At 72.1% G+C, this 17,507-nt stretch carries 15 protein-coding genes; 5 read left to right on the top strand and 10 right to left on the bottom strand.

The genetic code is table 11. The features are described from left to right. Window positions 1-258 precede the first annotated feature (258 nt). Both N7925_RS05055 and N7925_RS05060 read left to right on the top strand, forming a co-directional pair. Window positions 259-510: a hypothetical protein gene (locus N7925_RS05055; RefSeq protein ID WP_274343169.1), complete on the top strand. Its 252-nt coding sequence runs from the start codon at window positions 259-261 to the stop codon at window positions 508-510. Between the two features lie 330 nt (window positions 511-840). Next, window positions 841-1,038: a hypothetical protein gene (locus N7925_RS05060; RefSeq protein WP_018961481.1), complete on the top strand. Its 198-nt coding sequence runs from the start codon at window positions 841-843 to the stop codon at window positions 1,036-1,038. A 108-nt stretch (window positions 1,039-1,146) separates the two neighbouring features. On the opposite strand, the gene cobF is transcribed toward N7925_RS05060, so the two are convergent. Beyond that, entirely contained in the window at window positions 1,147-1,935 is a 789-nt protein-coding gene (gene cobF / locus N7925_RS05065; RefSeq protein ID WP_265598294.1) for a precorrin-6A synthase (deacetylating), read from the bottom strand. 112 nt (window positions 1,936-2,047) lie between these two features. On the opposite strand from cobF, the gene N7925_RS05070 reads away from it, so the two are divergent. Then, the gene (locus tag N7925_RS05070; protein WP_274346398.1) at window positions 2,048-3,112 is read left to right on the top strand and encodes a lipoate--protein ligase family protein; all 1,065 of its coding nucleotides are present in this window, start codon (window positions 2,048-2,050) and stop codon (window positions 3,110-3,112) included. A 69-nt stretch (window positions 3,113-3,181) separates the two neighbouring features. Here N7925_RS05070 and N7925_RS05075 read toward each other — a convergent pair whose 3' ends face one another. The 4 genes from N7925_RS05075 to N7925_RS05090 all read right to left on the bottom strand — a co-directional run bounded on the left by N7925_RS05075 (window position 3,182) and on the right by N7925_RS05090 (window position 9,110). Continuing rightward, on the bottom strand, window positions 3,182-4,795 hold the full coding sequence (locus N7925_RS05075; protein WP_265598295.1) for a molybdopterin-dependent oxidoreductase: 1,614 nt from the start codon (window positions 4,793-4,795) through the stop codon (window positions 3,182-3,184). A gap of 123 nt (window positions 4,796-4,918) precedes the next feature. Further along, window positions 4,919-7,141 (bottom strand): NADP-dependent isocitrate dehydrogenase, encoded by a 2,223-nt coding sequence (locus tag N7925_RS05080; RefSeq protein ID WP_274343170.1) that lies wholly within the window; start codon window positions 7,139-7,141, stop codon window positions 4,919-4,921. Window positions 7,142-7,227: 86 nt separating this feature from the next. After that, window positions 7,228-7,950 (bottom strand): response regulator, encoded by a 723-nt coding sequence (locus N7925_RS05085; protein ID WP_274343171.1) that lies wholly within the window; start codon window positions 7,948-7,950, stop codon window positions 7,228-7,230. Continuing rightward, window positions 7,947-9,110, bottom strand: coding sequence for a sensor histidine kinase (locus tag N7925_RS05090; RefSeq protein ID WP_274343172.1), 1,164 nt, complete (start codon window positions 9,108-9,110; stop codon window positions 7,947-7,949). Before N7925_RS05090 ends, N7925_RS05085 begins: the two co-directional genes overlap by 4 nt. 167 nt (window positions 9,111-9,277) lie before the next feature. Here N7925_RS05090 and N7925_RS05095 point away from each other — a divergent pair, with 167 nt between their 5' ends. Then, window positions 9,278-10,249 carry a carboxymuconolactone decarboxylase family protein gene (locus N7925_RS05095; RefSeq protein WP_274343173.1) on the top strand — a complete coding sequence of 324 codons (972 nt, stop codon included), beginning with the start codon at window positions 9,278-9,280 and terminating at the stop codon, window positions 10,247-10,249. Window positions 10,250-10,259: 10 nt separating this feature from the next. Here the strand turns inward: N7925_RS05095 and N7925_RS05100 are convergent, their stop codons facing one another. Both N7925_RS05100 and N7925_RS05105 read right to left on the bottom strand, forming a co-directional pair. Further along, window positions 10,260-11,759, bottom strand: coding sequence for an amidase (locus N7925_RS05100; RefSeq protein WP_274343174.1), 1,500 nt, complete (start codon window positions 11,757-11,759; stop codon window positions 10,260-10,262). 139 nt (window positions 11,760-11,898) lie between these two features. Next, window positions 11,899-12,276, bottom strand: coding sequence for a hypothetical protein (locus N7925_RS05105; RefSeq protein WP_265598301.1), 378 nt, complete (start codon window positions 12,274-12,276; stop codon window positions 11,899-11,901). Window positions 12,277-12,500: 224 nt separating this feature from the next. Between N7925_RS05105 and N7925_RS05110 the strand changes: the two genes are divergently transcribed. Next, the gene (locus N7925_RS05110) at window positions 12,501-13,262 is read left to right on the top strand and encodes a hypothetical protein (protein ID WP_265598302.1); all 762 of its coding nucleotides are present in this window, start codon (window positions 12,501-12,503) and stop codon (window positions 13,260-13,262) included. Between the two features lie 70 nt (window positions 13,263-13,332). Here N7925_RS05110 and N7925_RS05115 read toward each other — a convergent pair whose 3' ends face one another. From N7925_RS05115 to hydA, 3 genes are all read right to left on the bottom strand, one after another. Continuing rightward, complete coding sequence (locus N7925_RS05115) at window positions 13,333-14,913, bottom strand: NCS1 family nucleobase:cation symporter-1 (RefSeq protein WP_274343175.1); 1,581 nt, start codon at window positions 14,911-14,913, stop codon at window positions 13,333-13,335. Window positions 14,914-15,006: 93 nt separating this feature from the next. After that, the gene (locus tag N7925_RS05120) at window positions 15,007-16,008 is read right to left on the bottom strand and encodes a TIGR03842 family LLM class F420-dependent oxidoreductase (protein ID WP_265598304.1); all 1,002 of its coding nucleotides are present in this window, start codon (window positions 16,006-16,008) and stop codon (window positions 15,007-15,009) included. Window positions 16,009-16,019: 11 nt separating this feature from the next. After that, window positions 16,020-17,420, bottom strand: coding sequence for a dihydropyrimidinase (hydA, locus tag N7925_RS05125; protein WP_274343176.1), 1,401 nt, complete (start codon window positions 17,418-17,420; stop codon window positions 16,020-16,022). Between the last annotated feature and the right edge of the window lie 87 nt (window positions 17,421-17,507).

The following is a 17,507-nucleotide window of genomic DNA, read 5'->3' on the forward strand; positions in this document are numbered from 1 at the left end:
TCGTGCGGGTGTGCCGCCCCGGGCACGGGGCGGCACCGGTCGCGGAAAGATCCACCACCGGTATTCGCTGGTTAGGCTAACCTAACTCCGGCCGTGCGAGGGAAAGCGTTCCCGCCGTACGGGGCGATCCACCGGCGTCCGAACTACCGTTCCCCCGAGCGTAGTCGGGACGGAGCCGGCAGCCCAAGCCGGCGCGAGGCGGCGGGGCCCGGCGCGGGTGACGGCCGCTTCGCACCGCGCTCGCATCACACCGCTTCGGTGGGCAGCTCCGCGCGGATCTCCCGCGCGGCGGCGAACAGACTCTCCAGGGCGACCCGGGTCTCGGGCCGGCCACGGGTCTTCAGGCCGCAGTCGCGTGCGGCCGGCGCCCTGCCCGGCAAGCGCCTCGACGCCGACGTCATCAGCCTGGAGGCGGCCCGCTCCCCTACGCAGGTCGCCCGCGAACGGGCGACCTGCTTGGCGGAGGCGGCGGTGAACACCGTGTCCGGCCGCAACTCCGGTTCCAGCTAGTGGTAGTTGATGTGAAACCACTTGGTCGTCTCCAGCAGGGCGACCTCGGGCCGGTCTTCGGACTCGCGGGCACGTCTGCCGGGGCAGACACCCAATGGCCGCCGCTTCCCAGCCCGCCGAGCCCACGCACGTTCTCCGTTCGTTCGACCGTTCGCCAGCTGCGTGCTGACCGCCAGTCAGGTCGATCGCGTCCACTGGACATGACAGTGACACAGATGTAACCGAATGGCGTAGCGACTGCGGAACCACCGAGCGTCACAAGCCGTTCTTCTTCCCACTACACGGCCGCCGACCCGCGGCGAGGCCGACCGAGGAAACGGAAAACGCCAGATGAAGAAGACAGTCGGGTGGGCCCAGGACGGCGACGACTGGACGATCACCGTGAACGGCACGCTGTATCGCGCGATCGAACGACCGGCGGACGGCCGGGTGCACGACTACCTGGTGCGGGGCGACGACCTCACCGCCGAATGCCCGAGCCTGGGGCACGGGCTCGGTGTGATCAGGGCGCATGAAACCCGGCGCTGACACCCCTGACACCCCTGACGGTCCTGACGGTCCTGACGCCGGTCCGACGACGAGGTGCGGAGGCCCTCGCCGCCCGCGCCTCGACGTGGACCCGTCAGTCATCGGCCGTCAGTCGCCGCCCGCGCCGGGCGTCCGGCTCAGCAGGTAGGTGTCCATGATCCAGCCGTGCCGTTCGCGGGCCTCCGCGCGCAGCCCGCTGATCCGGCCGGCCACCTCGTCGAGCGGGCCGGAGACCAGGATCTCTTCCGGGGTCCCGATGTAGGCGCCCCAGTGGATCCACCACCCCCTGCCCGTCAGCTGCGTGAAACTCTCGTGGCCGTCGAGCATCACGACGAGGTCGCAGTCCTCGGGGAATCCCTGCGCGAGACGACGCCCGGGAGTGATGTGGACGGGGCGGCCGACCCGGTTCAGGGTGACGCGGTGCCGGGCGGCGAGGGCGGAGACGCTGCTGATGCCGGGGATCACCTCATGGCCGAATTCCACCGTGCCCCGGCCCAGAATGTCGTCGAGGATCGCGAGGGTGCTGTCGTACAGGGACGGGTCGCCCCACACCAGGAAGGCTCCGCACTGCCCCGGTGCGAGCTCCTCGACGATCAGGTGTTCGCAGATGTCGGCGCGGCGGTGGCGCCAGTCGTGCACCGCCGAGGTGTAGCGCCCGGCGTCCTGCTGGGTGCGGTCCCGCCACGGGTCCTCGGCCTCGACGACGCGGTAGGGGCCGGTCAGGTGTGCGTCGAGGACGTCCCGCCGCAGCCGGGTCAGCGCGTCCTTCTCCTTGCCCTTTCCCAGCACGAAGAAGACGTCGGCCCGGCGCATGGCCTTCACCGCGGCGAGCGTGAGGTGGTCGGGGTCGCCGGCGCCCATGCCGATGACGAGGAGGTGACGGGGTGCGACGCTCATGTCGGCCGATCATGCCAGGGGTGGGCGGGATGAACCGGTCCCGCGCATGCGTTATGGACGTTTGTGTCCGGCTCACAACGGTGCGCCGGGACCCTAGGGCGGAGGCATGGCTGTGCACGGTGAGTACAAGGTTCCCGGCGGCAAGCTGGTCGTGGTGGACCTGGAGGTGGCGGGCGGGGCGTTGCGGAACGTCCGTGTCGCCGGGGACTTCTTCCTCGAACCCGACGAGGCGATCCTGGCGATCGACGCGGCGCTGGAGGGCGCCCCGGCCAACACCGACACGGCCGGGCTCGCGGCCCGGATCGAGGCGGCGCTGCCCGACTTCACGGTGATGCTCGGGCTGAGCGCGGAGGGTGTCGCCATCGCCGTACGCCGGGCGCTCGCGCAGGCCACGGAGTGGAGCGACTACGACTGGCAGCTGATCCACGAGGCCCCGCAGTCGCCCGCCCTGCACATGGCGCTGGACGAGGTCATCACCGCCGAGGTCGCGGCGGGGCTCCGGCCGCCGACACTGCGGGTCTGGGAGTGGGACTCCCCCGCCGTGATCATCGGCAGCTTCCAGTCGCTGCGCAACGAGGTGGACCCGACGGGCGTCGAGCGGCACGGCGTGAACGTCGTACGCCGGATCTCCGGCGGCGGCGCGATGTTCGCCGAGCCCAGCTCCACCATCACCTACTCGCTCGCCGTCCCGCAGTCCCTGGTCTCCGGGCTGTCGTTCGCCGACAGCTACGCCTACCTGGACGACTGGGTCCTCGAAGCCCTCGCCGACATGGGCATCAAGGCCTGGTACCAGCCGCTCAACGACATCGCCACCGAGGTCGGCAAGATCGCCGGGGCCGCGCAGAAGCGGATGGTCGGGCCGGACGGCGGACCGGGAGCCGTGCTGCACCACGTGACCATGGCGTACGACATCGACGCCGACAAGATGCTGGAGGTGCTGCGGATCGGCAAGGAGAAGATGTCCGACAAGGGCACCCGCTCCGCGAAGAAGCGCGTCGATCCGCTGCGACGGCAGACCGGGCTCCCCCGCCAGACCGTCATCGAGCGCATGATCGAATCGTTCCGCAAGCGTCACGGGCTCACCGCGGGCAGCGTGACGGACGCCGAGCTGGCGCGCGCCGAGGAGCTCGTACGGACGAAGTTCGGTACGCCGGAGTGGACGGCCAGGGTGCCGTAGGTACGTCCCGGGCATCCCTCCGGGGCCCGCGCCGGGCGCACGGCTGCTCCCCCCCGAGTGGTTGACCGGTCAGTCGACGGTCACCACGACGGAGTGCCAGCCGCTCGCACCGTCGGGGACGGTCTTGGTGCGCTCCTCGGTCTGGAGCTCGCCGGTGCGGTCGGTGGCGCGGACGGTCAGGGTGTGGCCACCGGGGGTCGCCTTCCAGGGGTAGGACCACTGGCGCCAGGTGTCGACGGTGCCCTGTTCGGCGAGTTGCGCCGGCCGCCAGGGACCGTCGTCCACCCGGATCTCGACCTTCTCGATGCCGCGGTGCTGGGCCCAGGCCACTCCGGCCACCATCACCGTGCCGGCCTTCGGGCGCCCGAAGGGCTTGGGGGTGTCGATCCGGGACTGGGTCTTGATCGGGGCCTCGCGCGCCCAGTCGCGCTTCACCCAGTAGGCGTCGTAGTCGTCGAACGTGGTGAGTTCGATGTCCTCGATCCACTTGCAGGCGGAGACGTACCCGTACAGGCCGGGGACGAGCATCCGGACGGGGAACCCGTTGACGAAGGGCAGCGGTTCGCCGTTCATGCCGACGGCGAGCATCGCGTCCCGGCCGTCCATGACGTCCTCGACGGGGGTGCCGAGCGTCATGCCGTCCACCGAGCGGGCGATGATCTGGTCGGCCTGGCCGCCTCGGGACGGCGGCTTGACGCCCGCCTCCTTGAGCAGGTCGGCCAGGCGCACGCCGATCCACCGGGCGTGACCGATGTAGGGTCCGCCGACCTCGTTGGAGACGCAGCAGAGCGTGATCTCGCGTTCGATCAAGGGGCGTTCCAGCAGGTCCTGGTAGGTGAACTCCAGGTCCCTGCGTACGCCCTTGCCGTGGACGCGGAGCCGCCAGGAGCCCGCGTCGACCTTGGGAACCACGAGCGCGGTGTCCACCCGGTAGAAGGAGTCGTTCGGGGTGGTGAAGGGGCTGATGCCGCGGACCCTGAGCTGTGCGCCCGCCGGGATCGGCTTCGCGGGCGAGGCCGGCTTCGGCAGTGTCACGGACTCGCGGGACGCTACGGCGTTCTGGCTGCTTCGGCTGTTCAGCGCGCGGCCGACGGCACCGGCCGCCGTGGACGCGGCGGCCGCGGCGGTGGCGGCGATCACGAAGCCCCGCCGGTCCCAACCGGCCTCGTGCTCCGGCTCGTTGGCCTGCTCGCGGTCCTGCTCGTCGCCGGTGTCGCGGTGCGGGCTGGTGAGCCGGCCGATGAGGACGTACAGCAGCCCGGCCCCCATGACCGCCCCCAGCAGCGACGGCAGACCGTCCACGAGGCCCGTGGAGTCCGGCCTGCTGACGGCGGCCGCCGCGCCGACCACGCCGAAGAGCAGGACGGCCGCGGAGCCGGCCCGCCGGTGCCGCAGCGCCAACAGGCCGACGGCGAGGGCGAAGAGGGCGAGCGTGAGCACGATGCCGAGTTGCAGGACGAGCTTGTCGTCCTCGCCGAAGTTCCGGATCGCCCAGTCCTTCACACCGGCGGGCGTCCGGTCGATGGCCGCTCCGCCGACCGCCGTCACCGGACTCGCCTCGGGCCGGACGGCCGCCGAGACGAGCTCGGCGACGGCCAGCGAGGCGAAGCCCGCGAGCAGTCCGCTCAGGGCGGCCAGCGTGGAGCGGGTCAGGGTTTTCCGGGTGATACTCACGGTCGTCATTCGGAGCCCCGGCCCCGGCGGATTGGTCCTTCACCCGTACGGGCTCCGAACGCGAACCGCCCCGGCGGGCGCGGAGCCTGCCGGGGCGGGGCGGTGAGGCGGACGGATCCGCCTCCCACCAGGTCAGGCGAGGGACGCGATGGCCTGGTTGAACGTGGCGGACGGGCGCATGATCGCCTCGGCCTTGGCCGGGTCGGGCTGGAAGTAGCCGCCGATCTCGGCCGGGGAGCCCTGCACCGCGATCAGCTCGGCGACGATGGTCTCCTCCTGCTCGGCCAGCGTCTTGGCGAGCGGCGCGAACGCCTCGGCGAGCTTCGCGTCGTCGGTCTGCCCCGCCAGCTCCTGGGCCCAGTACAGGGCCAGGTAGAAGTGGCTGCCGCGGTTGTCGATACCGCCGAGGCGACGGCTCGGGGACTTGTCCTCGTTGAGGAAGGTGCCCGTCGCCCGGTCCAGGGTGTCGGCCAGGACCTGCGCCCGCGCGTTGTCCGTGGTGGTCGCCAGGTGCTCGAAGCTGACCGCGAGGGCCAGGAACTCGCCCAGGCTGTCCCAGCGGAGGTAGTTCTCCTTGACGAGCTGCTGGACGTGCTTGGGGGCCGAGCCGCCCGCGCCGGTCTCGAAGAGGCCGCCGCCGTTCATCAGCGGGACGACGGAGAGCATCTTCGCGCTGGTGCCGAGCTCCAGGATCGGGAAGAGGTCGGTGAGGTAGTCGCGGAGCACGTTGCCGGTGACGGAGATGGTGTCCTCGCCGCGGCGGATGCGCTCCAGGGAGAAGGCCGTGGCCTCGACCGGGGACTTGATGGAGATGTCCAGGCCGTCCGTGTCGTGGTCGGCGAGGTACGTGGTGACCTTGGCGATCAGGTTGGCGTCGTGCGCGCGGGTCTCGTCCAGCCAGAACACGGCCGGGTTGCCGGTGGCGCGGGCGCGGGTGACGGCGAGCTTGACCCAGTCCTGGATCGGCAGGTCCTTGGTCTGGCACATCCGGAAGATGTCGCCGGCGCCGACGGCCTGCTCCAGCACGACCGCGCCGCTCGCGTCGACGACGCGCACGGTGCCGGTGGCGGGGATCTCGAAGGTCTTGTCGTGGCTGCCGTACTCCTCGGCCTTCTGCGCCATCAGACCGACGTTGGGCACGGAGCCCATGGTCGACGGGTCGAAGGCGCCGTTGGCGCGGCAGTCGTCGATGACGACCTGGTAGACACCGGCGTAGCTGCTGTCCGGGAGGACGGCGATGGTGTCGGCCTCGTCGCCGTCCGGACCCCACATGTGACCCGAGGTGCGGATCATGGCGGGCATCGAGGCGTCGACGATGACGTCGCTGGGGACGTGCAGGTTGGTGATGCCCTTGTCGGAGTCGACCATCGCGAGGGCGGGGCCCTCGGCGAGCTCGGCCTCGAAGGACGCCTGGATGTCGGCGCCGACGTCCGGCAGCGAGTCCAGGCCCTTGAGGATGCCGCCCAGGCCGTCGTTCGGGGTGAGGCCCGCCGCGGCGAGCTGGTCGCCGTACTTGGCGAAGGTGTTCGGGAAGAAGGCGCGGACCGCGTGGCCGAAGATGATCGGGTCGGAGACCTTCATCATGGTGGCCTTGAGGTGCACGGAGAACAGCACGCCCTCGGCCTTGGCGCGGGCGACCTGCGCGGTGAAGAACTCGCGCAGCGCGGCGACGCGCATGACGGCCGCGTCGACGACCTCGCCCTCGAGGACGGGTACGGACTCGCGGAGCACGGTGGTGGCGCCGTCGTCGCCGTGGAGCTCGATACGGAGCGAGCCGTCCTCGGCGATGACCGCGGACTTCTCGGTGGAGCGGAAGTCGTCGACGCCCATCGTGGCGACGTTCGTCTTCGAGTCGGCGCTCCAGGCGCCCATGCGGTGCGGGTGGGCCTTGGCGTAGTTCTTGACGGACGCGGGGGCGCGGCGGTCGGAGTTGCCCTCGCGCAGCACCGGGTTCACGGCGCTGCCCTTGACCTTGTCGTACCGGGCGCGAACGTCCTCGGCCTCGTCGGTCCGCGGGTCGTCCGGGTAGTCCGGAAGCGCGTAGCCCTGCTCCTGGAGCTCGGCGATGGCGGCCTTGAGCTGCGGGATCGACGCCGAGATGTTCGGCAGCTTGATGATGTTCGCGCCGGGCGTCCTGGCCAGCTCGCCGAGCTCGGCGAGAGCGTCATCGATACGCTGCTCGGCCTTGAGGTGCTCCGGGAAACTGGCGATGATCCGGCCCGCGAGGGAGATGTCACGGCGCTCGACCGTGACGCCTGCGGTCGAGGCATAGGCCTCGACGACGGGCAGGAACGAGTAGGTCGCCAGGGCAGGGGCCTCGTCGGTGTGCGTATAGATGATGGTCGAGTCAGTCACCGGGTGCTCCGCTCCACGTCTGCAACATTGCTTGACATCAAGATATCTCTTCACGGTGCCAGGCTCCACAAGGCCCCCGCACGGCTTCACACACCGTGGACGCGTCCGTGTCCCGGAGTCGGGCCATCGCCGGTCCGCGACCGGGGCTCGACCAGCCCGGACTCGTAGGCGAAGACCACGAGCTGGGCCCGGTCGCGGGCGCCGAGCTTGATCATGGCGCGGCTCACATGGGTCTTGGCGGTGAAGGGGCTGACCACCATGTGGACGGCGATCTCGTCGTTGCTGAGGCCCCGGGCGGCGAGCGCGGTGACCTCGCGCTCACGTCGGGTGAGGGACTCCAGTCCGGGGGCAGTGGCGCGGTCCGGAGGGCGGGCGACGAACTCGCCGATCAGCCTGCGGGTGATCGCGGGGGAGAGGAGGGCGTCGCCGGCGGCGGCGACCCTGATCGCCCGGAGCAGTTCGGCGGGCTCGGTGTCCTTCAGGAGGAAGCCCGCGGCTCCGGCGCGCAGCGCCTCGAAGACGTAGGCGTCCAGTCCGTAGTTGGTGAGGATGACGACGCGCACCGGGGCCAGGAGGGGGTCGGCGGTGATCGCGCGGGTGGCCTCGATCCCGGTCATCACGGGCATGCTGATGTCCAGGAGCGCCACGTCGGGCGTCTGCTCGCGGACGAGGTCGAGTCCGGCGCGGCCGTCCGCGGCCTCTCCGACGACCTCGATGTCCTCCTCGGCTTCCAGCAGGGCCCGGAATCCGGCGCGCATCAGGGCCTGGTCGTCGATGATCGCGACGCGCAGGGGGCCGCGCGCCCTCACCGGGTGCTCACGGCGCCGGGCAGCGGAAGGGTCAGCGGCAGTTCCGCGTGGACGGCGAATCCGCCGTCCGGTCGAGGGGCCGCGACCAGGGTGCCGCCGAGGGCCGCGACGCGTTCGCGCATGCCGGTGAGTCCGGTGCCCGGGGTGATGGTGGCGGCGGGCGCGCACGGGCCCTCGTCGAGGACCGCGACGGTGAGGATCCGCTCCGTGTAGCCGATCCGCACGGCGGTCCTCGCCCGGCCCGCGTGCCGGGCGACGTTGGTCAGGGCTTCCTGGACGATGCGGTACGCGGTGCGGTCGACGTCCTCGGGCAGGGGGCGCGCGGCGCCGTCGGTACGGACGGACAGCGTGATCCCGGCCGCCCGGGCACGTTCGGTCAGCTCGCCCATGCGCGCCAGGCCCGCACCCGGGGACAAGGGCTCCTCCGGCCCGTCCGTGCGCAGGACCTCCAGTGTGGCGCGCAGTTCGCGCATGGCCTCGCCGCCCGCCTCCTGGATGGCGAGCAGGGCGGGGTCGACCGCGGCTCCGCGCTTGTGGGCGAGGTGGACGGCCACGCCCGCCTGGAGCTTCACGATCGAGATGGAGTGAGTGAGGGAGTCGTGCAACTCGCGCGCGATGCGCAGACGTTCCTCACCGGCCCGACGCAACGCCGTCTCCTCGCGGGTGCGTTCGGCGTCCAGCGCACGCTGCTCCGTCTGGTGCAGATAGGCCTGCCAGTTCTTGTCGATCAGTCCGGTGACCGAGGCACAGAGGAACCAGCCGAGCAGCAGCAGCGCACGCTCGACGGTCTCCCCCGCGCCCGGCCCGGAGGCGAGCAGGGCGCCGAGGTACCCGGCCAGGAAGACCGCCCCGGCCGCGATGCCGAAGGCCCGGTGCCCGCTGCGGGCCGCCGCGTGGACGGCGACGACGACCGGGAAAGCCGCCCAACTGCCGGGCTGGGCATGGACGACGTACCCAAGGAGGCACAGGGCCGTCACCGCGAGGACCGCCCGCGGGGCGCGCCGGTGTCCGGCCAGGGCGAGCGAACCCGTCCCGATGAGCAACAGGTCGAGGGCGCTCGGCGAGGAGGCCGCCCAGGCCACCGCGGTGACCGCCGCGGCGATGGCGGCGGCGAGCGCCCCGTCCAGCAGATACGCCCGTCGTGCCCCGTCCCCCTGCATGGGCGGAGCCTAACGCCGGTACGGTGGCGGCCGCGTCCTCCTCGGAGAGGGCCCCGGGGCTACTCCCCGGGGAGTAGCCGGGCGCCCGCGCGGTCCGCCCGGATCAGCCCCGGGTGTCTCCCCCCGTACGACGCCCCGGAGGGCTCGCGGCCGCCAGTATCCGGGGCATGACCTCACCTTTCCGCTTCACCTCGCCCGAACCCGCCGAGCGGACGACGGGAACGGCCGCCGCCGTCCACGCCCAGCTGACCCGCGACTTCGGCATCGAAGGCGCTCTGCCCTTCGTCGCGCTGTCCGCCGCGCCCGATCTGATGGCGGGGGCCTGGGCCCTGATGCGGGAGTCCCTGCTGTCGGGCCACGCCTCCCGTACGGAGAAGGAGTTGGTGACGTACGGGGTGTCGCTGGCCAACCGCTGCCCGTTCTGCGTGGGCGCGCACACCCTGCTGCTGTACGCGGGTGGCGACCGGGAGCTGGCCGGATCGCTGGCCCGGGGCGGACGGCCGGCCGATCCGGAGCACGCGCGACTGCTGACCTGGGGGCAGGACATGCGGGGGCCTTGGCCCTTCGCCGCCGCCGACGCACCGGAGTTCGTGGGCTCCGCCCTGGCCTTCCACTTCATCAACCGGATCGTCTCCGCCCTCATCGACGAGGAGGCGGTGTCCGGCGGCGCGGACCCGGCCGAGCTGCTGGACAGCGAGGCGGGGCGGGCCCTGGTCCGCGCGGTGCGCGGCCGGCCGGAGCCGGGGCTGAGCCTTCCGCTGCTGGGAACCGAGGGCCCGCAGCCGCCCTGGGCCGCGGGCACCCCGGTGGGCGCGGCCTTCGGCGCCCTGCGGGCGGCGGCCCACGCGGGCGCCGGGCTGCTGGACGAGCGGGACGCCGTGCTCGTACGGGAATCGGTAGCGGCCTGGGACGGGTTCACGCCGCTGCCGCTGACCGGTGACGGGCTGCCGGACCGGGCGGAGCGGCCGGGGGCCCGGCTGGCGCTGCTCGCGGCGCGGGCCCCGTACCGGATCACGGCCGAGGACGTGAAGGCCTGGCGGGTGGAGCCGTTCACCGATCACTGTCTGGTCCATCTGGTCGCGTTCGGCGCGATGCTGGCCGTGGAGCGGGTGGAGGCGGGGCTGACCGCCCAGGGGTGAGCCCTGGCCGTCAGGCCGGTGGGCGATGCTCGTACCAGCGCAGATCGTCCTCGAGCTGGGCGGCGAGCGCGATGAGCCGCTCCTCACTGCGGGAGGGGCCCAGGAGCTGGGCGCCGACCGGGAGCCCGGACCGGGTGAAGCCGGCCGGGACGTTCACCCCGGGCCAGCCGAGGACGTTCCACGGCCAGGCGTAGGGGCAGGCGGCCGCCATCGTGAGGTCGGTGCGCCAGGCGCTGAGGCGGTCGAAGGCGCCGATCCGGGGCGGCGGCGCGGCCGTGGTGGGAGTGAGCAGCACGTCGAAGCCGGAGGCGTCGAAGAGGGCGCCGATCCTGCGGTGCTGGCGCACTTCACGGGCGCGGGCGGCCCGCACCACCCGCCCGCCCAGCCGTGTCCCGGTCCGCAGGGCGCTGCGGGTGCGCGGGTCGAGCAGGGCCGGTTCGGGGTGGCGGGCGGCGCATTCCGCGATGCCCGCGGTGGCGCGGGGCACGAAGGCGAGGCCGATCAGCCCGTACCGGGGGCGGGCCTCCTCGACGTGGTGGCCGAGCCGGGCGAGGGTCTCGGCGAGCGCGGTGACGGCCCGGCGCACCTCCGGGTCCGGTCCGGCGCCGGTGAGCGTGAGCGGGGGACGCCAGGCGAGGGCGATGCGGAGGCGGCCCGGGTCGCGGCGGGCGGCGTCGGCGGCGCGCACGGCGGGCGGGCGGTGGAGGTCCTCGGGGTGCGCGCCGGCGACGGCGTCCAGGAGCAGCGCCGCGTCGGCGACCGTACGGGTGAGGGTGCCGTTCACAGTGAGCCCCTGGAAGGCGTCGCTGTGCGGGTGGACCGAGATGCGCCCGCGCTGCGGTTTGATGCCGACGAGGTGCGTCCACGCGGCGGGGATGCGCACGGATCCGGCGCCGTCCGAGCCGAGGGCGGCGGGGACGAGTCCGGCGGCGACGGCCGCCGCCGATCCGCCGGAGGAACCGCCCGGGGTGTGCGCGGTGTTCCAGGGGTTGCGGGTGGCCCCGAAGGCGGGGCCTTCGGTGAAGGGCCACTGGCCCAGTTCGCAGGAGTTGGTCTTGCCGACGACGACGGCTCCGGCGGCGCGCAGCCGGCGGACCGCCTCGCTGTCGGAGGCGGCCGGGGGCCGCTCCCCGTCGCAGCCGAAGTGGGTGGGCAGGCCCGCCACGTCGGTGTCGTCCTTGACGGCGACCGGCACGCCGAGGAGCGGCAGCCGCTCCCCCGCCGCGAGCCGCCGGTCGGCCTCCGCGGCCTCGGCGAGAGCCGCTTCGGCGCGCAGGTGGCGGAAGGCGTTGAGGGTGGGCTGCGTGGCCTCGATGCGGGCGAGGGCGTCGGCCACGAGTGCGGTGGAGGTGGTGGCCGCGTTGGCGAGCCGACGGGCGCTCTCCGCGAGTCCGGGCCCCGGGCCCGGCGGCGGAACGGGGGCGGTGGGGCGGGGACCGTGTCCGGGTTCCCGTACGGCCGGGCCGGTCTGCTCGGTGGCCTGCGCTTCGGTGGGCTCCGCTGAGGACATGGGCGTGCCGCCTCCCTCGTGGTGCGGGCCCACCGGTCGTCCCGGCTGCGCCCACACGTACTTACTGGAGGGTAACGAGAGGAGGCGGCACGCTCAACCGTTCCGGCCGGAACGGGGGTCCGGGCCTATCGCCACGAGGTCACGGGCGGACGTGGATCTCGCCGATGCCGGTGCCCAGGCTTCCGCAGTGGGCGGTGGACTGGCTGGACTCGCCGGGCCTGAGGGTGACGTGCTCGCCGTCGACGTCCGGGGACCAGCCGCAGACGAGGTGGACCCAGAAGATCTGCGTCTGGCTGCCGTTGTTGCGACAGAGCGCGAAGCCCGTGTAGTCGTCGATGGCGTGCTTGCCGGTCTCGCAGGAGAGGCCGGGCGGGATCGCGGCCGGGGCGGCGGTCGCCGTCGCCGCGGTGACGGGGACCGCCAGCGCTGCCGCCATGGAGGCTGCGGCGACGGCCCGCCGGGCCGACCGGAACCGGTCGCTCCCCGTGAACGGCCGCTTCCCCGTGAACAGCTTCATTGGTTCTCCTTACGTGGTGCGTGACGTGGTGCGTGACGTGGTGCGTGCTTACGGTGATCCCGGGCGGGATCACCGCAGCTCTGCCCACCCTCCGTGACGAGAAACGCGTTCACCTCTCACGCTCCGTGTGTGCGCCGGGCGGCTCCCCGGCTCGCGGCGTACGCTCGAATGTGCCGGTTCTCATGGAGCGCACCCCCTGACCGGGGCGTTTTCGAGGAGGCGATGTGAGCGCACACCGTTGGGCCGCACGCGCGGCGGCAGGGGCCGCGACGGTTGCCCTCACCCTGACGAGTGGGGTGGTCGCGCAGGCTGACGACGACATCGACTCGCTCTCCGCCGAGGAGATCGCCGACCGCTCTCGCGACGCCCTGCTCGACGTCGACTCCCTGCATCTGAGCGCGCGGGGGAGTCTCGACGGGAGCGGCCCGGACATGAGCCTGGACCTCACCCTGGACCGCGAGGGAAACTGCACGGGCGGCGTCGACATGGGCGACGAGGGCTCGGTGGAGATCGTGAAGCGCGGCGACGACGTCTGGCTGAAGCCGGATGCCGCCTTCTGGAAGCAGCATGTGCCGATCGGCGGCTCCACCTTCGACGCGATCCTCGACGGCCGCTACATGAAAGCCGAGGCCGACAACCCCCGGCTGCTGAGCGTGACCGAGGTCTGCGATCTCGACACCTTCCGCGAGCTCATCACGGACAACGCCGACACCGCCGGCCGGTCCACCCTGACCAAGGGCGAGAAGACCGAGGTGAACGGTGCGCCCGTGGTTCCGGTGACCCGCGCCGAGGGCAACGAACGCCTGACGGCCTACGTGGCCGCCGAGGGCACGCCGTACCCGGTGCGGATCACCGTGCGCAACGCCGACGAGCAAGGGACCGTGGACTTCTCCGGATTCGACCGGCCCGTGCCCACGGCCACCCCCTCGGCGGACGAGACGGTGGACGTCACGGCCTTGCTGGGCCGCAGCGTCAAACCCGTCTGAGGCACCGTCCAGAGCGCTACGGACAGGCCGGCCACCAGTCGGCCGGGTTGCTACGCCCCGGCTGCGTGACTCAGCCCGTCACCACCGGACTCTCCCGGCGGGTCAGCGCGACGTACAGGAGCAGCGAGGAGGCCAGCCCGACCGCCCAGCCGTAGTCGGCCAGCGGTTGCAGGAACGGGATCAGTCCGTCGGCGGGGAAGGGTCCCTTGCCGGGAGCCGAGTGCGAGCCGCCCACCGCGAGGACGCCGCCGACCGCGAAGGCCGCCACCGCCCGCCAGTTCCAGCCGCTCCGGTACCAGTACCTGCCGCCGGGCCGGTAGAGGTCGGCCAGATCGAGGACGGTCCGGCGGACGATCCAGTAGTCGGCGATCAGGATCCCCGCGACGGTGCCGAGCAGTCCGCCGACCAGGCCCAGCCAGGTGAAGATGTACAACTCGGGCGTCTCGGTGAGCTTCCACGGCATGATCACGACCCCGAGCACGCCCGTGATCAGCGCCCCGGTCCGGAAGCTGATGAACTTCGGCGCGAGGTTCGCCAGGTCGTACGCCGGTGAGACCACGTTCGCCGCGATGTTCACCGAGATCGTCGCGATCAGCACGGTGACCAGGCCGAAGACCAGCCCGAAGACGTTGTCGGTACGGGCCACGAGCTGGACCGGGTCCCAGATGGCCACCCCGTACACCGCCTGCGATCCGGAGGTGACGAAGACCGAGAGCAGCGCGAAGAACGTCATGGTGGTCGGCAGCCCGAGCGACTGCCCCCGGATCTGGGCCCGTTGGCCCGCGCCGAAGCGGGTGAAGTCGGGGATGTTGAGGGAGAGCGTCGACCAGAAGGCGATCATGCCCATCAGCGAGGGGAAGAAGACCGGCCAGAAGTCGGCGCCCCAGCCGAGCGCGGACGGCTGGTCCAGCAGCGGGCCGAAGCCGCCCGCCTTGACCGCGACCCAGACGAGCAGGACGACAGCACCGACCAGGACGAAGGGCGCCGCCCAGTTCTCGAAGCGGCGCAGGGCATCCATCCCCCGGTAGATGATGGCCAGTTCGAGAGCCCAGAAAAGGGCGAAGCAGAGCCAGAGGGTCCACGGCTGCCCGCCGACCTCCGCCGCGCCGGACCAGCCGCCGAAGAGCTTGCCGAGCAGCGTGAAGATGCCGACGCCGCCGATCCAGGTCTGGATGCCGAACCACGCGCAGGCGACGGCGGCCCGGATCAGGGCGGGGAGGTTCGCGCCGCGCAGTCCGAAAGAGGCTCGGGCCAGGACCGGGAAGGGAATGCCGTACTTGGGACCGGCGTGCCCGGTGAGCAGCATCGGGGCCAGCACGATCACATTGGCGAGCGCGATGGTGAAGACGGCCTGTTTCCAGTCCATGCCGAGCGCCACCAGACCGGAGGCGAGCAGCCAGGACGGGATGTTGTGGGCCATGCCGATCCACAGGGCCGCGAAGTTGTACGTCGTCCAGGTGCGGCGCTCGACGGGGACGGGCAGCAGGTCGTCGTTGGCGAAGCGGGGGTCGTCGGGGACGTATCCGTGGGCGAGTTCGACCCGGCCGGACGCGGCCGGGCCGGGTATCGCGTCGCTCGGGGAGGTCGGTGGGGTGGGTGGGGTCGGTGGGGTCGGTGGGGTTGGTGGGGTTGGTGGGACGGCGGCGGTCATGGCGGACGGGCCCTTCGCTCGGGAGCGGTGCCGTGCGGGGCGGTGCGGGTGGTGCGCGTGGGGACAATGGCGAAAGGTCGGGCGGTCAGGCGGTCACGCGGTGAGGGCCGGGATGATCTCGGCCCCGTAGGCGTCGATGGTCGTCTCCCGGGCGTCGTGCATGTTGTACAGCGCGAACTGGTCGACGCCCATGTCCCGCAGCGCCCGGAGCTTCTCGATGTGCGCCTCGGCGGGACCGAGCAGACAGAACCGGTCGACGATCTCGTCCGGGACGAAGGCGGTGTCCGGGTTGCCGCTGCGCCCGTGGTGGCTGTAGTCGTAGCCGGAGCGTCCGGCGATGTACGCGGTGAGCGCTTCCGGCACCAGGCCGGAGTGCTCGCCGTAGCGGGCGACCAGGTCGGCCACGTGGTTGCCGACCATCCCGCCGAACCAGCGGCACTGCTCCCGGGCGTGGTCGAGGTCGTCGCCGACGTAGGCGGGGGCGGCGACGCAGATGGTGACGGAGTCCGGGTCCCGTCCGGCGTCGGAGGCCGCGTCCCGTACCGCCTTGATCATCCACTCGGTGAGGAAGGGGTCGGCGAGCTGGAGGATGAAGCCGTCGGCCTTCTGCCCCGCCAGGGCCAGGGCCTTGGGTCCGTACGCCGCCATCCACACCGGCAGCTTCCCGTCCTTCACCCAGGGGATCCGGAGCGGCTGCCCGTCGACCGTCGCCTCCCGGCCCTCCGCGAGGTCCCGGATGACGTCGATGGCCTCGCCGAGCCGGGCCAGGGTGTTGGGAGCGCGGCCCGCGACGCGCATCGCGGAGTCGCCGCGCCCGATGCCGCAGACGGTGCGGTTGCCGTACATGTCGTTGAGGGTGGCGAAGGTGGAGGCGGTCACCTCCCAGGTGCGGGTGCCGGGGTTGGTGACCATCGGGCCCACGGTCAGCTTCTCCGTGTGTTCCAGGATGCGGCTGTAGATGACGAACGGCTCCTGCCAGAGCACCGCCGAGTCGAAGGTCCAGCCGTAGCGGAAGCCGTTGCGCTCGGCGCGCCGCATCAGGCCGACGACGGCGGAGGCGGGCGGGTCCGTCTGGAGGACGAGTCCGAAGTCCATGGCGGGATCTCCTAGTCCAGGTACTGACAGGTGGCGCGGGGGGTGTACATGCCGTGTCCGGCTCGACCCGTGAACTTCCTTCCTGTGATGACGAGTTCGCCGCGCGAGAGCACGGTCTCGACCTGGCCGGTGATGCGTTTGCCCTCGTACGCCGAGTAGTCGACGTTCATGTGGTGGGTCTCGGCGGAGAGGGTCTGTTCGGCGTTCGGGTCGTAGATGACGATGTCGGCGTCGGCGCCCGGGGCGATGGTGCCCTTCTTCGGGTAGAGGCCGAACATCCGGGCCGGGGAGGCGCAGGCGATCTCGATCCAGCGGCGGCGGGTGAGGTGCCCGTCCACGACCGCCTGGTGCAGCAGGTCCATGCGGTGCTCGACGCCCGGCATGCCGTTGGGGATCTTGGAGAAGTCGCCGCGGCCCATCTCCTTCTGGCCCGAGAAGCAGAACGGGCAGTGGTCGGTGGAGACGACCTGGAGTTCGTTGTTGCGCAGGCCCCGCCACAGGGCTTCCTGGTGTTCCTTGGGGCGCAGCGGGGTGGAGCAGACGTACTTGGCGCCCTCGAAGTCGGGCTCGGCGAGGTTGTCGGTGGAGAGGAACAGATACTGCGGGCAGGTCTCGCCGAAGACGGGGAGGCCCTTGTGGCGGGCGGCGGCGATCTCGGCGACGGCCTCGTCGGCGGAGACGTGGACGACGTAGAGGGGGGATCCGGCGACCCGGGCGAGCTGGACGGCGCGGTGGGTGGCTTCGGCCTCCAGGGCGACCTTGCGGACGTCCCCGTGGTAGCGGGGGTCGGTGTGGCCGGCGGCGAGGGCCTGCTCGACGAGGACGTCGATGGCGATGCCGTTCTCGGCGTGCATCATGATCAGCCCGCCGTTTCCGGAGGCCCGTTGCATGGCGCGCAGGATCTGGCCGTCGTCGCTGTAGAAGACGCCGGGGTAGGCCATGAACAGCTTGAAGGAGGTGACGCCCTCGGAGACGAGGAGGTCCATCTCCTTGAGCGAGGAGGGGTTCACGTCCGCGAGGATCATGTGGAAGGCGTAGTCGATGGCGCAGTTGCCGTCGGCCTTGGCGTACCAGGCGTCGAGCCCGTCGCGCAGGGAGCGGCCCACGCTCTGGATCGCGAAGTCGACGATGGTGGTGGTGCCGCCCCAGGCGGCGGCCCGGGTGCCGGTCTCGAAGGTGTCGGCGGCGTACGTCCCGCCGAACGGCATCTCCATGTGGGTGTGCCCGTCGACGCCGCCCGGGATGACGTATTTGCCCGTCGCGTCGATCCGCCGGTCGGCGCTCCAGCTCTCGGCGGCGTCGGTTCCGTGGGCGGCGAGGGCGGCGATCCGGCCGCCCTCGACGAGCACGTCGGCGTGGATCTCGTCGGACGCGGTGATGACCAGGCCACCGTGGATGACGGTGCGGCTCATGGGTAGCTCCTTAACTCGGGGCGGCCCCGCCGGCCCTCTGGGCGTACGGGCGGGGCCGCCCCGCGCGGTTCGTGTACGTACGGGCTC

Origin of the sequence: Streptomyces sp. CA-278952 (assembly GCF_028747205.1) — a bacterium.
Taxonomy (GTDB): domain Bacteria; phylum Actinomycetota; class Actinomycetes; order Streptomycetales; family Streptomycetaceae; genus Streptomyces.